The organism is Prevotella sp. CAG:592, assembly GCF_000436015.1.
Taxonomy (GTDB): Bacteria; Bacteroidota; Bacteroidia; order Bacteroidales; family Bacteroidaceae; genus Prevotella; species Prevotella pectinovora.
This window is the reverse complement of the sequence record NZ_FR892594.1, coordinates 32,025-49,974: the sequence shown is the minus strand read 5'-3', so window position 1 is coordinate 49,974 and position 17,950 is coordinate 32,025. Positions and strand designations below refer to the sequence as shown.

At 44.8% G+C, this 17,950-nt stretch carries 16 protein-coding genes and 1 pseudogene; 4 read left to right on the top strand and 13 right to left on the bottom strand.

Going from position 1 to position 17,950, the window contains the following annotated elements:
• From QVO99_RS07445 to QVO99_RS07385, 13 genes and pseudogenes are all read right to left on the bottom strand, one after another.
• Positions 1-1,022: pseudogene (locus QVO99_RS07445) on the bottom strand (F0F1 ATP synthase subunit alpha); the annotation flags it as partial.
• Between the two features lie 14 nt (positions 1,023-1,036).
• Entirely contained in the window at positions 1,037-1,570 is a 534-nt protein-coding gene (locus QVO99_RS07440; protein ID WP_022316983.1) for a F0F1 ATP synthase subunit delta, read from the bottom strand.
• Positions 1,571-1,575: 5 nt separating this feature from the next.
• Positions 1,576-2,091, bottom strand: coding sequence for a F0F1 ATP synthase subunit B (gene atpF / locus QVO99_RS07435; RefSeq protein ID WP_022316982.1), 516 nt, complete (start codon positions 2,089-2,091; stop codon positions 1,576-1,578).
• A gap of 54 nt (positions 2,092-2,145) precedes the next feature.
• Entirely contained in the window at positions 2,146-2,385 is a 240-nt protein-coding gene (atpE, locus tag QVO99_RS07430) for an ATP synthase F0 subunit C (protein ID WP_022316981.1), read from the bottom strand.
• 89 nt (positions 2,386-2,474) lie between these two features.
• Positions 2,475-3,524, bottom strand: coding sequence for a F0F1 ATP synthase subunit A (gene atpB / locus QVO99_RS07425; RefSeq protein WP_022316980.1), 1,050 nt, complete (start codon positions 3,522-3,524; stop codon positions 2,475-2,477).
• Positions 3,525-3,534: 10 nt separating this feature from the next.
• Entirely contained in the window at positions 3,535-3,960 is a 426-nt protein-coding gene (locus QVO99_RS07420; protein ID WP_022316979.1) for a hypothetical protein, read from the bottom strand.
• A 16-nt stretch (positions 3,961-3,976) separates the two neighbouring features.
• Positions 3,977-4,219 carry a F0F1 ATP synthase subunit epsilon gene (locus QVO99_RS07415; RefSeq protein ID WP_022316978.1) on the bottom strand — a complete coding sequence of 81 codons (243 nt, stop codon included), beginning with the start codon at positions 4,217-4,219 and terminating at the stop codon, positions 3,977-3,979.
• An 18-nt stretch (positions 4,220-4,237) separates the two neighbouring features.
• Positions 4,238-5,764, bottom strand: coding sequence for a F0F1 ATP synthase subunit beta (gene atpD, locus QVO99_RS07410; RefSeq protein WP_022316977.1), 1,527 nt, complete (start codon positions 5,762-5,764; stop codon positions 4,238-4,240).
• Positions 5,765-6,106: 342 nt separating this feature from the next.
• On the bottom strand, positions 6,107-7,081 hold the full coding sequence (gene pfkA / locus QVO99_RS07405) for a 6-phosphofructokinase (protein WP_022316976.1): 975 nt from the start codon (positions 7,079-7,081) through the stop codon (positions 6,107-6,109).
• Between the two features lie 69 nt (positions 7,082-7,150).
• On the bottom strand, positions 7,151-8,557 hold the full coding sequence (locus QVO99_RS07400; protein WP_022316975.1) for an SLC13 family permease: 1,407 nt from the start codon (positions 8,555-8,557) through the stop codon (positions 7,151-7,153).
• 141 nt (positions 8,558-8,698) lie between these two features.
• Positions 8,699-9,556, bottom strand: coding sequence for an N-acetylmuramoyl-L-alanine amidase-like domain-containing protein (locus QVO99_RS07395; RefSeq protein ID WP_022316974.1), 858 nt, complete (start codon positions 9,554-9,556; stop codon positions 8,699-8,701).
• A 15-nt stretch (positions 9,557-9,571) separates the two neighbouring features.
• Positions 9,572-10,729, bottom strand: coding sequence for a DUF4421 domain-containing protein (locus QVO99_RS07390; RefSeq protein WP_022316973.1), 1,158 nt, complete (start codon positions 10,727-10,729; stop codon positions 9,572-9,574).
• A 22-nt stretch (positions 10,730-10,751) separates the two neighbouring features.
• Entirely contained in the window at positions 10,752-11,735 is a 984-nt protein-coding gene (locus QVO99_RS07385) for a Gfo/Idh/MocA family protein (protein WP_022316972.1), read from the bottom strand.
• Between the two features lie 171 nt (positions 11,736-11,906).
• Between QVO99_RS07385 and QVO99_RS07380 the strand changes: the two genes are divergently transcribed.
• The 4 genes from QVO99_RS07380 to QVO99_RS07365 all read left to right on the top strand — a co-directional run bounded on the left by QVO99_RS07380 (position 11,907) and on the right by QVO99_RS07365 (position 17,929).
• Positions 11,907-12,782, top strand: a complete 876-nt coding sequence (locus tag QVO99_RS07380; RefSeq protein ID WP_022316971.1) for a hypothetical protein — start codon at positions 11,907-11,909, stop codon at positions 12,780-12,782.
• A 584-nt stretch (positions 12,783-13,366) separates the two neighbouring features.
• Entirely contained in the window at positions 13,367-15,478 is a 2,112-nt protein-coding gene (gene nrdD, locus QVO99_RS07375) for an anaerobic ribonucleoside-triphosphate reductase (RefSeq protein ID WP_022316970.1), read from the top strand.
• A gap of 113 nt (positions 15,479-15,591) precedes the next feature.
• On the top strand, positions 15,592-16,065 hold the full coding sequence (nrdG, locus tag QVO99_RS07370) for an anaerobic ribonucleoside-triphosphate reductase activating protein (protein ID WP_022316969.1): 474 nt from the start codon (positions 15,592-15,594) through the stop codon (positions 16,063-16,065).
• A 196-nt stretch (positions 16,066-16,261) separates the two neighbouring features.
• Positions 16,262-17,929, top strand: a complete 1,668-nt coding sequence (locus QVO99_RS07365; RefSeq protein WP_022316968.1) for a glycosyltransferase — start codon at positions 16,262-16,264, stop codon at positions 17,927-17,929.
• Positions 17,930-17,950 lie beyond the last annotated feature (21 nt).

Genomic DNA, 17,950 nt, shown 5'->3' with positions numbered 1-17,950 from the left:
GTCAAAGAGCCTCCACCTTTCACATGTCCCTTCATACACTCTGGAAGATCATTCATCTGTTCTGCAACTTCCTGTTGGTCATTAATTCGTGCTGCACGCTCAAGAAGACGGCTGTGCAGATAGAATACGTCTCCAGGATATGCCTCACGTCCTGAAGGACGTCGAAGAATCAGAGATACCTCACGGTATGCTACGGCCTGCTTTGAAAGGTCGTCGTATACGACGAGTGCAGAATAGCCACGGTCGCGGAAATACTCGCCGATGGCTGCACCCGCAAATGGTGCATAATACTGCATGGCGGCAGGGTCTGCTGCCGTTGCCGATACGATAATAGTATAAGGCAAAGCACCATGCTCCTTCAGATTAGATACGAGGGCAGCCACAGTAGACGCCTTCTGTCCTATGGCAACATAAATACAGTATACAGGTTTGCCTGCATCATAGAAACTCTTCTGATTAATGATAGTATCAATTGCAATGGCGGTCTTTCCGGTCTGACGGTCACCGATGATAAGCTCACGCTGACCACGACCAATAGGAATCATGGAGTCTACAGCCTTCAAACCTGTCTGGAGAGGCTCCTTTACAGGCTGACGGTAGATAACTCCGGGGGCTTTACGGTCGAGCGGCATCTCAAACGACTCAGTAAGATCAAGATCTCCCTTGCCGTCGATGGCTTGTCCCAATGGGTTGATGACGCGACCAAGCATATTGTCGTTCACTCGGATAGACGCGATACGCTTAGTACGTTTCACAACCATGCCTTCTTTGATACCATCAGTAGAACCGAGAAGCACACAACCTACGTTGTCCTCCTCAAGGTTCATGACGATAGCCATAGTACCATTCTCAAACTCCAGGAGCTCGTTGGCTTCGGCATTACGCAATCCGTAGATGCGCGCTACACCATCGCTGACCTGAAGCACAGTGCCCACCTCGTCGAACTGCTCGCCATTACTGATTCCTTTCAGTTGTTCGAGAAGCACCTGGGATACTTCGCTTGGTTTAATTTTATCTGACATATTAATCCTTTTAATTATTTAAGATTCGACAAAATGGTGCTGAGCTGGCGCTTTACGCTGGCGTCGAGTCGATAGGTGTCGTACTCGAGCACGAAACCTCCGATGAGTTCATCATCGACAGAAGTCTTGAACTCAACATTACCATTTGTCTTACTCTCCACTAACTTCCGCAGCTTCGACTCCGTTTCTGGAGTCAGAGCAACGGCAGTTGACAGTTTTGCATGAATCAAGTTATTCTGCTCTCTATAAAGAGAGACAAACGAGTTTGCAATGAATTGCATGATGTTCGCCCTTCCCTCTTTCAATACAAGCCTGATAAAACGGCAGGTCAATTCACACTTTGTACTTCCTGTGGCAGTAATCAGCAATGCTTCTTTCTGCTCCCTTGAAAGCATAGGATTAGCTATGGTGACACTCAGTTCTGGCACATTAACATATTCTGCGGCGAGAGTCTGCATGTCAGCATAGACCTGCTCAGACTGCTTCTCCTGGTTGCTTGCCTTGAGCAATGCTCGAGCGTATCTTACCGATATTAATCCTAAATCCATCCTGCTTATTTATTTAAGTTCACTTCATTCAGCATAAGATCTATGTAGTCCATCTGTGCCTTGTCGGTGTCGAGATTCTTTCTCAAGATCTTCTCTGACACCTCAACACTCAATATGGCTACTTGCTTGCGGATATCGCTGATGGCGGCCTGCTTATGCGCTTCAATCTCGGCTTTGGCCTCGCTGATGATGCGCGCACTCTCCTCACGTGCTTTATCCTGAGCTTTCTCCACAATAGCGTCACGTGTGGATGCGGCCTCCTTGAGTATGGTGGCCTGCTTCTCACGTGCTTCCTGCAGGATCGCTTCACTTTCTTGCTTGATGTTTTCAAGCTTCAGAGAAGCCTCATGGGCTTTCTTCAGGCTCTCGTCGATATAGTTCTTCCTTTTCTCCACCATGACCGTTATTGCCGGGAAACCGAATTTGGCGAGAACAAAGAATACTACAAGGAACGCAAGAAGCATCCAGAAGAGCAATCCTAAGTCAGGAGTTAATATTGATGGCAAACTTGATAAATCCATTTGCGTTAATTTACAAACACCTATTAGTTAAAAACTTCTCCCAAGAAAAGTTCATTAGATAAGGAAGGCACAAACCACGATTGCGAACAATGCACAACCCTCTACGAATGCAGATGTAAGAATCATGTTTGTCTGGATTTTACCTGATGCCTCAGGCTGACGAGCGATAGCATCCATAGCGCTGCTACCGATCTTACCAATACCCAAACCTGCGCCAATTACTGCGATACCTGCGCCTAAGCTGCAGCCCAGCTGTGCCAGACCTTCAGCAGCCAAAAGTGATGAAATAATCATAATTCCTTAAATTTTAATTGTTATTAATTTTTTGTTTATTCTCTTGTTTAACTCTAATTTTTATTTGTCACACCTCATAAAAGAGGCTTTTACTCCTCCTCCTTGTGGGCAAGTCCGATAAAGACAGCACTCAAGAGGGTGAAGACGTATGCCTGGACGAATGCCACGAGCAATTCCAGAGCATTCATGAAAAGCATCATTATTCCGCTCACGAAGTTGAGTCCTATGCCATAGCCTACTCCCATCGACCATCCGAGGAATATCACACAAGTGAAGCTCAGAATGATTGCGTGGCCTGCCATCATATTGGCGAAGAGACGGACCATCAAAGCGAATGGCTTAGTAAAGACGCCAAAGAACTCTATTACTGGCATAAGCGGTACTGGATATGCTTTCAGGAACACTGGCACTTCTGGCCAGAAAATGTCCTTCCAGTACTCCTTGTTTCCAAAGAGGTTGATTACCACCATTGAACAAAAAGCGAGGAAGAACGTGATGTTTATATTTCCTGTTACATTGGCACCACCAGGGAAGACCGGTAGCAAGCCAAGAAGGTTGGTGGTCAGGATGAAGAAGAACACGGTGAGCAGATATGGTGCGTAAGGACGGAAATGTTTCTCTCCGATGGACGCCTTTGCCACATCTTCGTAAATCATCATCACGAACATCTCCATCATGCCTACGAATCCACCCGGCGCCTCGCTCTTTTCGTCACGATTCTTGTACCAGCGGGCACAGGACAGGAATACGGCTAACATTACGAAGACCACAATCCATATCTGAGCTACAGTCTTGGTGATACTCAGATCGAGCGGACGTTCCGTTGTGCCGTCAGGCATCTTCTCGTAAATCTTGCCATGGTGGGCTTCGTCAAAGAAGAAAGGTTCAGGCAGACTTTCCGCCGTACCTACGAACCAGTCTCCCGTAGCGGAATTCCGCACGATAATCGGCAACGGAATGCTCAAGTGCTTTCCCTCGTAAGTGGCGATATGCCATTCGTAAGAGTCGGAAAGGTGCTCAAGCACGACTTTCGGTATGTCGAGTCCTTCACTTTTCTCTCCACCTTCGTTTGTAGCAAAAGCCAACAAAGGCATCAAGGCAAAAGCAACGAGGATTAATAATGACCTTAATCGTTTCATATAAAAATGTTTATTTTTCTTTGTCACACTTGGCGTGAGAATTCAATACACGAGTGAAGAACACTGAATGGTGAATAAGAAATACAAAATAGAACGACATGAATACAACGCAGTAAGGCAGCATGGCATCACGCCCCTCAACGAGGTAGCACCCTGTCAGGGTGAACAATGCGAGAAACATGCGTAAGCCCGTAGCTGCGGTGAAGAAATTGTGCAGATTCTCCGTGCCGTGTTTTGCTACAATGCGCAACACCAAAGCTTCTGCAATGCAGACTGTCAGAGAGAATATGTCGGTCATTATCATCGGCGCAATCAAGTTCCACTCTGGAAACTGTATGTATAATGCCACGACTATCAATGAAAGGAACGCTGTAATAAGAATTCCCTGCACGAAATAACGCCGACAAGCCTTTTCCACATCTCTTGTATTCAACATATATTATGCTAGCTTGTTAAAGTTCAACACAAATATTGACGATATTTTTCTGTACTTCCACAAATCCCATTGAGACATTGAGTTCGTGTTCCCCTTCTGAATCGTGATATATCACCCGTCCTTTCTCAAGTGTGGAAATGATGGGAGCGTGGTTTTCAAGAATCTCAAACAGTCCGACGGTGCCGGGCACTATGACTCTATCCACTTTTCCCTCATACTCCACTTTCTCGGGAGAGACGATTTTTAATTCTAAACCCATATTGCAACATTTTAGCCTTTAGCCTTTAGCAGCCTCAAGCAGTTTCTTACCCTTCTCTATTGCATCTTCTATGGTTCCGACATTGAGGAATGCCTGCTCTGGCAGGTCATCAACCTTTCCGTCGAGAATCATATTGAAGCCCTTTATGGTTTCCTCTATAGGAACCATCACTCCAGGAATACCCGTAAACTGCTCGGCTACGGTAAATGGTTGTGAGAGGAAACGCTGAACGCGGCGTGCCCTGTTTACGGTGAGCTTGTCGTCATCCGACAACTCGTCCATACCAAGAATAGCGATGATATCCTGAAGTTCCTTATATTTCTGGAGAATTTGCTTTACTCTTTGGGCACACTCATAATGTTCCTTGCCGACAATCAGCGGATCAAGTATTCTGGAAGTAGATCCCAACGGATCAACAGCCGGGTAAATTCCCAACTCCGTAATTTTACGGTTCAACTCAGTCGTTGCATCAAGGTGAGTAAATGTTGTAGCCGGCGCCGGGTCGGTCAAGTCGTCTGCAGGCACATAAACAGCCTGGACAGAAGTAATGGAACCTTTCTTTGTAGAGGTAATGCGTTCCTGCATCGCTCCCATCTCACTGGCAAGAGTTGGCTGATAACCTACAGCCGAAGGCATACGTCCCAGCAATGCCGATACCTCTGAACCTGCCTGTGTAAAGCGGAAGATGTTGTCGATGAAGAACATAATATCGGCAGCTTCTCCGTCCTTACCTCCATGGTCACGGAATTCCTCAGCTACTGTCAGTCCGGAAAGAGCAACGGAAGCACGTGCGCCAGGTGGCTCATTCATCTGACCGTAGACAAGGGTTGCCTGGCTTTTCTTGAGTTCCTCCTTGTCTACGAGACTCAGATCCCATTTGCCTTCTTCCATGGCTTTCTTGAATTTTTCGCCATAACGGATAACTCCTGATTCAAGCATGTCTCGGATAAGGTCATTACCCTCACGGGTGCGCTCTCCTACTCCAGCGAACACAGAATATCCATTGTGTCCCTTGGCGATATTATTGATCAGCTCCATGATAAGTACGGTCTTTCCAACTCCTGCTCCACCGAAGAGTCCGATTTTACCGCCTTTCATATATGGTTCAAGAAGGTCGATCACTTTGATTCCCGTAGCGAGCATCTCTTTGTGGGTGGACAAGTTTTCGAACTTAGGAGGTTCGCGATGAATAGGATAGGCTCCGTCCATGTCAAGTGTCTTCATACCATCAATAGGCTGACCTATTACATTCATCATTCTTCCTTTAATCTGCTCACCTGCCGGCATAAGGATAGGTGATCCTGTCGGTATCGCTTCCAATCCTCTCTGCAAGCCATCTGTATTGTCCATAGCCACGGTGCGTACAGTATCTTCGCCGATATGCTGTTGAACTTCGATAACAAGTTCTCTGCCATCCGGACGCTTTACTTTCAATGCATCGTGAATCTTTGGCAACACCTTCTCCGGATCTTCTCCCTTGGTATCGAAATATACATCGATAACAGGTCCGACAATCTGAGAAATTCGACCAATTACTTGTGACATATCTTTATATTTTTAAATATTAGTTTTTCGTTTCCAGAAAGTGCACATAAAGAGAAGCTTAACATCAGAATATGTGTACCTAATTTGTTTTCAAAAAAGTCCTTTCCTTTTTCCCGTCTGCAAAAATAACAAATATTTTTAATCTCACAATATTTTTGGCATTAAATATCGTTTTCTTATTACGTTTAAGGCATTTTCTTTCCTAAACGAATCACGCTATCAAATTAGCGTTTTCGATATAATGCATTTAAAACTAAGATTTTAAAGAATATTCGTTATAGCATACCTCAAGAATTGAATCTTGGGGTATGCCGAATTCATGCCAATAACAAATCTGCAAGTTTATATACTCAACTCATCTAATACTGTTATGAGTTTCTTGTCGAATGGTTTGTCTGAACGGATAGCGTCAAGGAAGGGGACATATACAATCTCGTTGTTTCTGACTCCAACCATAAGATTCCTCTGTCCCTGCATGATAGCTTCTATAGCACCAACACCTGTGCGGCTGGCAAGGATGCGGTCGTGTGCAGAAGGGCTTCCTCCTCGCTGCAAATGGCCGAGTATTGACACTCGCACATTGTAGTCAGGAAATTCCTTATGCACGCGGTCTGCATAATACAAAGCTCCGCATTTGGGGCTTTCGCTTACGATTACTATGCAGCTACGCTTGCTCTTTCTGATTCCACGCTCCATGAAACGTGCCAGCTGGTCGACATCCGTTGAGTCTTCAGGAATGATGGCTGCCTCTGCCCCACTTGCGATTGCGCTGTTCTGAGCCAGGAAGCCAGCATCGCGCCCCATGACTTCAACAAAGAAGATACGCTCATGGCTAACGGCGGTATCTCGGATTCTATCCACACATTCCACAATTGTGTTGAGTGTCGTGTCGTAGCCGATTGTGGAATCGGTTCCATACAGGTCATTGTCGATTGTTCCAGGCAGTCCTATGCAACAGACATCATATTCTTCAGCAAATATTTTGGCACCTGTCAGAGAACCGTTACCTCCGATTACGACCAATGCGTCTATGTTATTGCTGCGCATATTCTCGTATGCTTTCTTCCTGCCTTCCGGGGTCTCAAACTCGCTGCTTCTTGCAGTACGGAGGATTGTACCGCCACGATTGATTATGCCACTTACGTTTTCAGTCGTGAAATCTTTAATCTCGTTGTTAATCAAGCCATCATAACCACGGAAGATTCCTTTGATCTTAAAACCATTGCTGATACCGGCACGTGTCACGGCACGTATAGCAGCATTCATACCCGGAGCGTCACCTCCTGAGGTAAGTACACCAATTGTCTTAATCTTCATAACTCAAATATATATACCTATTAAATTTCAAAAGTTTATCTCAATACAAGGAATGTGCAGAACGGTTCTTTAGTATATGAATGTCGTACCCCACATTATTGCCAATCCTATCAGCCATGCAACAAAGCATATCCAGCCTACGTTTCGCAGATACCAGCCAAGCCGTATCCGTTCCATCTTCATGAGGGCCAGTCCGCTGACAGATCCTATCAGCAGCATATTACCTCCCATAGCACTGCAATATGCTATTATTTTCCAATAGACACCATTTCTGACAAAGTCTCCCACATAATCAGAATCTGCCCACAAGCCAAGGTTTGCCACATCCACTACCGGATGCAATGAAACAAATGACATGGACGTGGCAAAAGTGTCTAACACTGAGCCGAAGAATCCTGAAACGATTCCCAGAATCCAGACGTTATGCACATTGTCGTCTATCCATTGGGCCAATGTTGAAACGGCACCTGTTTCCACTACGACACCGACGGCAAACATGATGCCGAGTACAAAGAGCACCATCTGGATGACGCCATACTGCAACACGCGAGGAATCCTTCTTTGAATCATCTTGTCAACATCCATGAGTCTGCGGTTGAATATTTCGTTCACCACCCACAACAGCGAAAGAACACACAATGCCCCGAGGAACGGACTCAGTTTTGTGATATTATGGAATGTCGGAATAAACCATAATCCCCCTATACCGAGAAACAGCATGAGCATTCGTTGCCATCTGTTCAGATTGGTGTCGTCCCCGCGATAAGGAATGGCAAAGCCTTGTGTTTCGACACGCTCCGGCAACTGTCTTCCCAACCACCATACCGGCAAAGCCATTGACACTAGACACGGCAAGGCGAGATACATAGAAAAATCAGATGCGTCCACAGCTCCTATATTCCATAACACAAGACCTGTCGGATCACCAATCACCGTCAGGGCGCCGCCACAGTTGGCAGCTATTATCACCGCGCTGCCATAAAGCATTCTCTGCCTTCTGTTTGCCAATATCTTGTGAATGATGACCAGCATCATCGTCGTTGTCGTCAAGTTGTCGAGATTTGCCGAAATGACAAAGGTCACGATAGAGATAAGCCACAACATCTTCTTGCTGCTTCTCGTATAAAGCAATTCCGTCAGGAAGTCAAAGCATCCGTTGTTGTTCAGAATCTCCACTATCGACATCGTGGCCAACAGGAACAAGGCTATCTCCGCTCCCCTGCCAACATAGTCAAGAAAAATGTTCTGCGAAATGAAATGCTTAACGTTTTCAGGGTTTGGCGCTACCCCCATAAGGAAATCGGAATATTCACGAGGATGTTGTGCCAACACGAAATCTGTTCCATAACAGATATACAAGACCCACCCGACAGTTCCCATGAACACGGCCACTGCGGCCCTGTTGACATTGGTCATCCATCCTGTGGAAATCAGCACATAACCTATTATAAGAATTGATACTATTACAAGTGTCATATATAATACATTGTTTATTTTGCAAAAATACTAAATATTATTTGTAATTGGAAAAATATATTCCCATTTTAGTCAGGTTTAACCTGTTTTTCACAGTATTGATACCATTTTGCCTGGTCTTGATAAGTTCCTGGCAACAGGTTAATTTTTCAGTCTGATGATTCTGATGCCTGGCATCGTCTTTCGCTTTGCCAGATATGCAGACAGGAGCATCGGCTCTTCTACCACCTTGTGGTGTATGCTGGAGGCATTGAGCAGATGCAGTCCGTCCTTATGCCATACAGCGAAGCCGATATGCTGAGTGTCAAGTCCGCTCTTGTTGGTGATTATCGCGATTATATCGCCATTTTTTATAGTTGAGCGCAGCAGTCTAGTGTTCTTCACCTGCGATTTGGGGATATACCTGTAACTCTTGCCGCTTATGGCTTTCTCCATCTTAGATATTCCTGCGCGATTGAAGCTGTTGTTGAACAACATCGGATATTTATCAGAATGCCTTGACATGTAATCAACTCTGACATGCTGTATCATTGTGAACGGAGGATTAGGCGACTGTATTTCCTTGCAGATTCCGAGCCTTGTGTTGTCTTCTATCCATTCTGTAAAATAATGCAGCCTTCCGATATAGCTTATGTCCTTGCCTCCTCTGTATCTCAGCGTCTGAAGTTTTTTGCAGAATTCCCTGAATGTCTTTTTCCCCGACTGGTGGGTCAGCGCCAAAGCAAGCGAATTCTCAACAAATGTAGTGCAGTCGAGTTGTCTGAGATTTACTACAAGCTGCTCCTTCCGGTTCACCTCCAGGGTGCTTGCCACGTATGGTATTCCTATCAGCTTTCTTGCAAAAAACAGTGTGCGCTCTTGGATGTTGTTGAACTTCTGACTATCAGCTTGAAGGAATAGTCTGACTACTTTCAGACTGTCGGCTTTGCTGTATTGCAGTGACAATGCCGATTGGCTGAAGGAGAGAGCCAGCATCAACAGTAGTGTTAGTTTTTTCATAATATCAATTGTGTTTTATTTATACTCTCTTTTCTTTCCGAAGTTAACTCCGGCATATATGTTGAACGAACCGAAGTAGCCGTTTGAAGAGAAACGGCTTTTTTTGTAATTGTATGTATGCAACACCGAACTTGCCCCGACATACCATTTCTTGTTGTTCCACACCACTCCGAAGCGACCGATTCCGTCGAGATTGAAGTTGTTGAAATTAAACGCCTTAAGCTTCCTGTCGTCAGCCGAAGACTGGTCGGCCTCTGACTCTTTATATGCTATTGCAAGCGACAGAGACGCCGAGAAGAGACAATTCTTCATAAACACCCAGTTGTAGGCATATCCTCCGGAAACGGAAATAGAACTGTATTTCACATTACGGAACATCAATCCGCTGTCGAGTGCCACTTCATCCTCCGACATGCCGAAATGGGTCTTGCCGTAAGTCTGCAGCGCCTTCTCAAGCTCTTCATAATCAAGTGATATGGAATGAGATGTGTATCCTACGCCCACAAGTGGTGAGCCGCAGCTCCTTTTCTGACATGTACTCTGGCTGAATGCTGCCGGATATGAGAATTTCTTATGGTTGAAGATATAATACACGTCGAAGCCTTTGATGCTTGAGTTTATTCCGCTGAATGCCACTTTCCTGAACGATTCGCGTCCCTTGTCACCAAACACGTTGGTTGAGATTATCCTGTAATTGTCACCAGACTTGCGATAGTAAAGGTCTAGCCCGAGCAGGGAACTGTACAGACTTAAATCAAACTCCTTCTTGTTGCCGCCTCCGGCAAAGTTGTCCACGTCAAAAGTATAACCGATGAAGAACCACCTCCAGCCAATATACGGACCGACCTTTATCGTCGGTTTAGGAGCGAACGTCACGCTTTGCCCGGATTTGCTCTTCAGTGTGTATTCCTCATAGGTATTCGTGTTCTGCATCATGAAAGTGTAATTGTAATGCTGCGGTTCGATATAAGCCGTATCTATATCATTGAACCCACGGAAGATACGCGTAAAGAAATTGCCTACAGAATGGAGAAAGTCGGTTTTCCTGGCGCTACGCACCGTGTCGCAGGTCCGGCTCAACGAGTCTTGATGCAATGGCACGCCACACTCCGAAGAAGCTTTCATCTTCGAAATGGAAATTGACATAAGTATCATCAGGAACAGTAATCTCATAAGCGCAAGAATCCGTTAGCGTTCAGAATTTACCCAGAATCCTGTCCATCACCCAATTGACGGGCGTTGCTGAAACACTGGTACAAGAACAGACGCCCTTTCCCTGAAGGCTTTCGACTACACATTTCACAAGTGGCTCCTGCACATAAGCAGGATTGACGACGGAAATCGTAGACTCTCCCATTCTGGAGATGAGCGAAATGGGCTTGTAGTCGAAGACCGAAAAGCTCAACGTGCCGTTTTCTCCCACTATCTCAATTCTGTCTTCTTTTGCAGATTCATGACCGACAAAGCACCACGAGCCGCTTCCCGGCAGTCCGTTTTCAAATCTGAAGCATGCGCTTACGCTGTCCTCCGCCTCATACAGGCCGCCCATGTTCGAGCATATGCCATCAGCATCCACTATCACTCCGAATAACTCCTGCAGAAGATCAAGCTGATGAGGGGCCATGTCATAGAAATAGCCACCTCCTGAAATCTTCGGCTGTATACGCCAGGGCTGTTCTGTGCCCTTTTCCGCATCGAATTTGCGTGGAGGGTTCGACAGTCTTACTTGAACATTGACGATCTTGCCTAATTCACCACTGTTCACTAGTTCTTTCACCTTCTGGAAATATGGAAGATACCTGCGATAATATGCCACATAGCAAGGCACACCAGTCTGCTCGCTCACTCTATTGATGCGGGCGCAGTCGTCGTAGCTTGCGGCAAGCGGCTTTTCCACGTATACTGGCTTGCCTGCATGCATGGCCATGATCGCATATGTGGCGTGGCTCGAAGGAGGAGTGGCAACATAGATGGCATTCACCTCCGGATCGTCGATCAATTCCTGGGCATCAGTATAAAACCTCTTTATATTATGGGCTGATGCGAAAGCCCTCGCCCTTGATGCTGTCCTGCACATTACGGCAACCACTTCCGATCCTTCTATATTACTGAATGCCGGCCCGGATTTCTTCTCGACCACCTCGCCACATCCGATAAAGCCCCATTTTATATGCTTCATAAGAACTAATTTCTGAACTATACTTAATAGTGCAAAGCCAAATACTATATTCAGCCAACAAATCCAAAATTTGATTTTATAATGCAAAGATAATGAATTTTGTCGACAACAAAGAAGCAAATTCTTTGTTATTATTATTACCTTTGCAATAATTAAACATTAAGAAACGATATGAACAACGACAAAGAGTTATACAACGATTTCAAAAGAAGAAGTTACCGTTCTTGTGTATCCGACGCCTTCAGAACCACACGAAAGACCATTTGGCCTCTGACGAAAGCCAACTGGAAACTGTTCTTGTTCCTTGCGTTAATGCAGGGTGCGATTGGAGTATGGACTGAGTATCTGACGCCCGGTGTAATGTATGTCGGCTTTGATTTCCACCCGCTTTCGTTGTTCATGCTGGCTATAATGGTATTGGCCACCTACCTGACAATCAGCAGCAAGATGTTTGCAACCATAAACGGCAGAGGACTAAAATGGAACTTCACCAGGCAATTGAAGACACTGCCGGTAAGCGCAGGTTTCCTCATCGTCTTTTTGTTGCTGAGCATCCTATGCATATACTTCTGCATTGTGAAGGGCAAAAACCCCGACAGCATTCCGCTTCTAAACGCATTGTCGGTCCCTGTCGCCTTGTCACCGATACTTTTGATATTCTCCCTACCATTGGCATTTGCGTTTACGCAATATATCATGGAACCGGAAAGGAAACTATACAGGTCATTATGGAAATCCTATTCCACGGGATTCCGACGCTGGGGATTCATCTTCACCACCATTGCCCTTGGGGAATTGTGCGTCATAATATTCCAGACTTTCGTATGTCTGCCAAACTATATTCTCACAACAGCTCACAACTACTCCGCAATCGGAGTTTCATCATACAATGACGCACCTGATTTGCCTGCATATTTCTATCCGCTGCTTTTCGGGGTATCCACTTTCAGCGGTATGGTGAAAATATGCGTTACACTCTTTGAGGTATACACATTATATTATATGTATCAGACCATCTGCATAAGACAAAAGGAACGCAAGATGTAATCATTGCCAACACACGGCATCATTCTTCAATCCGGCAGACCATACACCGTCAACCGCATTGGCACAACTGTGGCGATATGTCAGACGAAGAATGCAACATAAGACGACACGAGAGAAATCTCTATAGGGACCAACAGGTTGCACAACTTGCCGTTTACGAAACGAAAGCAAGCCATTTACGTACAAGAAAAGGCTGGTTTACACAACATAAACAGCATATTTACGAACCTATAATCAAAAGAAAACGATTAAGCCGTTGACAGTCAACAATAAACGGCAACGTGTACAAACGGCCACATCAAATAAAACTCAAGAGCCCGTTTTTTTATATGAAAAGTCTTTGTCGCCTATACGATTTTTCATATCTTTGCACCACTGAATTCAAAACAAGTAACGGAAAACTTTCTACGTGAGCGATATCTAAAAGTTAACCAAAACGGAAAACTTTTACAGCAGGCAAAATAAAAAAGTTATCCAAAACGGAAAACTTCAGGTAAACGGAAGTTTAAAAGCTGAAACAAGAATTCATGGATAAACAGGAACAAGAACAACAATCATATAAAACAAAATTTACACATAACATCATGGAAATCAAGAACTTCACTATCACCAAACGAGACGGGTCCAAAGAAAGATTCAGTCTCGACAAGATAATGAGCGCGATAATCAAAGCGTTCAACTCAGTTAACGAACCAGCAGACCTCGGCTGCATTTCCAAAATAATTGCAAATCTTGATATTCATGAAGGAATCACAGTTGAAGACATCCAGAACCAGGTGGAAGAGTCTCTCATGAAGGAAGGTTATTACAAGGTGTCAAAGAGCTTCATGCTATACAGACAGAAACACACCGAAGACCGCGAGACAATGGACAAGCTGAAGTTCCTGTCGGAGTATTGCAAGGCCTCAAATGCCGCAACGGGATCGAAATATGACGCCAATGCCAACGTGGAGCACAAAAACATCGCGACACTCATCGGAGAGCTACCAAAATCAAGTTTCATACGACTGAACAGAAGACTCCTGACCGACAGGATAAAGAAGATGTACGGCAAAGAACTTTCAGACAAGTATATTGACCTGCTTACACACCACTTCATATACAAGAACGACGAAACGAGCCTGGCAAACTATTGTGCATCCATAACCATGTACCCATGGCTTATCGGAGGAACAACATCCATAGGCGGCAACTCCACAGCACCGACCAACCTGAAGTCATTCTGCGGCGGATTCGTAAACATGGTATTCATGGTGTCGAGCATGCTGAGCGGAGCCTGCGCAACACCGGAATTTCTGATGTACCTGAACTATTTCATAGGGCTGGAATACGGCAAAGACTACTGGAAGGAAGCGGACAAAGTGGTTGACCTCTCATTTAAAAAGCGCACCATCGACAAGATAATCACCGACTGTTTCGAACAGATTGTATACTCCATCAACCAGCCTACAGGCGCAAGAAACTATCAGGCTGTATTCTGGAACATAGCATATTATGACAAACCATACTTCGAGAGTCTCTTCGGAGAATTCTTCTTCCCAGACGGAAGCAGACCTGACTGGAACGGACTAAGCTGGCTGCAGAAACGATTCATGAAATGGTTCAACAAGGAAAGAACCAAAACCGTACTCACATTCCCTGTAGAGACAATGGCTCTTCTTTCCGACGGCAAGGACGTGCTCGACAAGGAATGGGGAGACATCACGGCAGAAATGTATTCTGAAGGCCACTCATTCTTCACATATATGAGCGACAATGCAGACTCGCTAAGCTCTTGCTGCCGACTGAGAAATGAGATCCAGGACAACGGTTTCAGCTACACGCTTGGAGCAGGAGGAGTGTCTACTGGTTCTAAAAGCGTACTGACGATAAACTTGAACAGATGTATCCAATACGCTGTGAACCACAAAATTGACTACAAGGAATATCTTGCCGAAATAGTTGACCTGACACATAAAGTGCAATTGGCATACAACGAGAATCTCAAAGAATTCCAAAAGCACGGAATGCTCCCACTCTTTGATGCCGGATACATAAATATGAGCAGACAGTATCTCACTATCGGAGTCAACGGACTCGTAGAAGCAGCTGAATTCCTCGGACTGCAGATCACAGACAATCCAGACTATCTGAGCTTTGTGCAGGGTGTGCTTGGAATCGTGGAAGAATACAACAAAAAGTATCGCACCAAGGATGTGCTCTTCAATTGCGAAATGATTCCAGCAGAAAACGTAGGAGTGAAACACGCCAAATGGGACCGCGAAGACGGATACTTCGTGCCACGCGACTGCTACAACAGCTATTTCTACATCGTGGAAGACGAATCGCTGAACATAATCGACAAGTTCAAGATGCATGGAGCCCCATATATAGAACACCTTACAGGCGGTTCTGCACTACACATGAACCTGGACGAGCATCTCTCAAAAGCCCAATACAGACAGCTACTGCGCGTTGCTGCCAAAGAAGGATGCAACTACTTCACGTTCAACATCCCGAACACCATCTGCAACGACTGCGGATACATAGACAAGCGCTATCTCAAGGAGTGCCCACATTGCCATAGCAAGAACGTGGACTACATGACAAGAATCATCGGCTACCTCAAGCGCGTCAGCAATTTCTCTGCCGCAAGACAGGAAGAGGCAGGCAGAAGATTCTATGCCGGCAAAAACGCTCTCAGCAAGGAGGACTAAAGGAAATAATCCACAAAACAGCCATAACGTCAGCATCAGTTCTGCAAGCAATATCAAAGATGCTTGCAGGATTGATGCGATATAATATGAAATCTTATCAAACAAAACAAGCAATGCTGAAATACGTCAACTGCGGAATTGTGTTCCAGGAAATCCCCGATGAAGTAACTCTCTCGATAAACATTTCCAACTGCCCCTGCCATTGCCCTGGCTGCCACAGCAACTATCTGTGGACAGACACAGGCACTCCACTCGACGAAAAAGCCATAGACGGTTTCGTGAAAGAATACGGAAGCGACATAACATGCATCTGCCTGATGGGTGGCGACTCCGAACCGTCACGCATCAACTCATTGGCAAGATATATCAAAAAGAACCACCACGACCTTCATGTAGGTTGGTATAGCGGAAGGACAAGAATCTCAAGCCAAATAGAAAACCGCCATTTCGACTATATCAAGATAGGTCCATACCTGAAGCATCTCGGCGGGCTGAAAGAGAAGACAACCAACCAGCGGCTTTACAAAATCGACAATGATTTTGAACTCAAAGACATTACAAATGCATTTTGGAAAAAACCGGTATGATATTCATGTCATCTGTTCCGAACACACGAATATGAAGCATTCAGAACAGATAATATGAATAAAGAATTATCACAAATCAATAAAGACACACAAATTACAAATTAGGAAACAATAAAAATTGTAGTTTTGGCACCTTCATGCTATCTTTGCAGAGAATACAATTGCAATTTGAGTATGAATACAAACCAAACAATCTATGAATACAAACCAAACAATCCCTGACTACATTTTTGAGTCAAGCTGGGAAGTATGCAACAAAGTTGGCGGTATCTATGCCGTATTATCGACAAGAGCCAATACTCTACAAAAGAAATTCAAGGACAGAATCATTTTCATCGGTCCTGATTGTTGGCAAGAAAAAACATGTCCTTATTTCAAAGAAGACCTTTCGCTGTTTCCAGATTGGAGAAATGAAGCAGAAAAAGACGGTCTCAGAATCAGAACGGGAAGATGGACAATCCCGGGAAATCCAATAGCCATTCTGGTGGATTTCAACATATACTACAAAGACAAGAACACCATTTATACACAACTTTGGGAAGATTTCAAAGTGGACAGCCTTCATGCATATGGCGACTATGATGAAGCTTCTATGTTCTCATATGCCGCTGCAAAGGTGGTGGAAAGCTTCTACAACAAATATCTCGGAAAGAAAGACAAGGTCATATACCACGGAAACGAGTGGATGACAGGATTGGGACTGCTATACATAAAGAAGCATCTGCCGCAGATAGCAACCATATTCACTACACATGCCACGAGCATCGGAAGAAGCATCGCAGGAAACAACAAACCACTTTACGATTATCTCTTTGCCTATAATGGAGACCAGATGGCAGAAGAACTGAACGTTCAGAGCAAGCATTCCATAGAGAAGCAGACGGCACACAACGTAGACTGCTTTACAACAGTAAGCGAGATAACCGGCAAGGAATGCGAAGAACTTCTCGACAAGCCCGCGGATGTCATACTGCCTAACGGCTTCGAAGACGACTTCATACCCAAAGGGGCATTTTTCACAAAGAAACGGGCTGCAGCACGCAAGAAAGCCCTACAGGTAGCAAACGCTCTACTCGGCACTCAACTTGACGACGATACGCTGATTGTATCGACAAGCGGAAGATATGAATTCAGGAACAAAGGCGTTGACGTTTACATAGAAGCATTGAACAGGCTTCTGAGAGACAACGGCATGAAGAAAACCGTTCTTGCCTTCATAGAAGTTCCGGGGTGGTGTGGAGAACCAAGACAAGACTTGATAGAACGGTTGGAATCGGGAAAGAAATATGACACACCGCTGGATGTGCCTATGATTACCCATTGGCTACACAACATGAGCCACGACAATGTGTTGGGAATGCTGAAATATCTCGATATGCAGAACAGAAATGAAGATAAAGTGAAGCTTATCTTCTTGCCATGCTATTTAGACGGCAATGACGGAATATTGAACATTCCATACTATGACATCATCCTCGGAAACGACTTGTGTATCTATCCATCCTACTATGAGCCATGGGGATATACCCCTCTTGAGGCCATAGCATTCAAAGTGCCATGCATAACAACAGATCTTGCAGGCTTCGGACTTTGGGCTAATGCAGAAAAAGGCAGATACTGCGAGATTGAAGATGGTGTGAAAGTAGTACACAGAACTGACTACAACTACTCTGAAGTAGCAGACCGCATAAAGGAAACTATAATCAAATTCTCTAATTTCACTCCGACAGAAGTGAAAAGAGCAAGGTCAAACGCATACAATCTTTCCAAAAAGGCTCTTTGGAAGGAATTCATAGAGAATTATTATATCGCGTATGACTTCGCACTCAATAAAGCAGAACAAAGGAAAAATAATTTGAATTAAATAAACAGATTAGAACCTAAT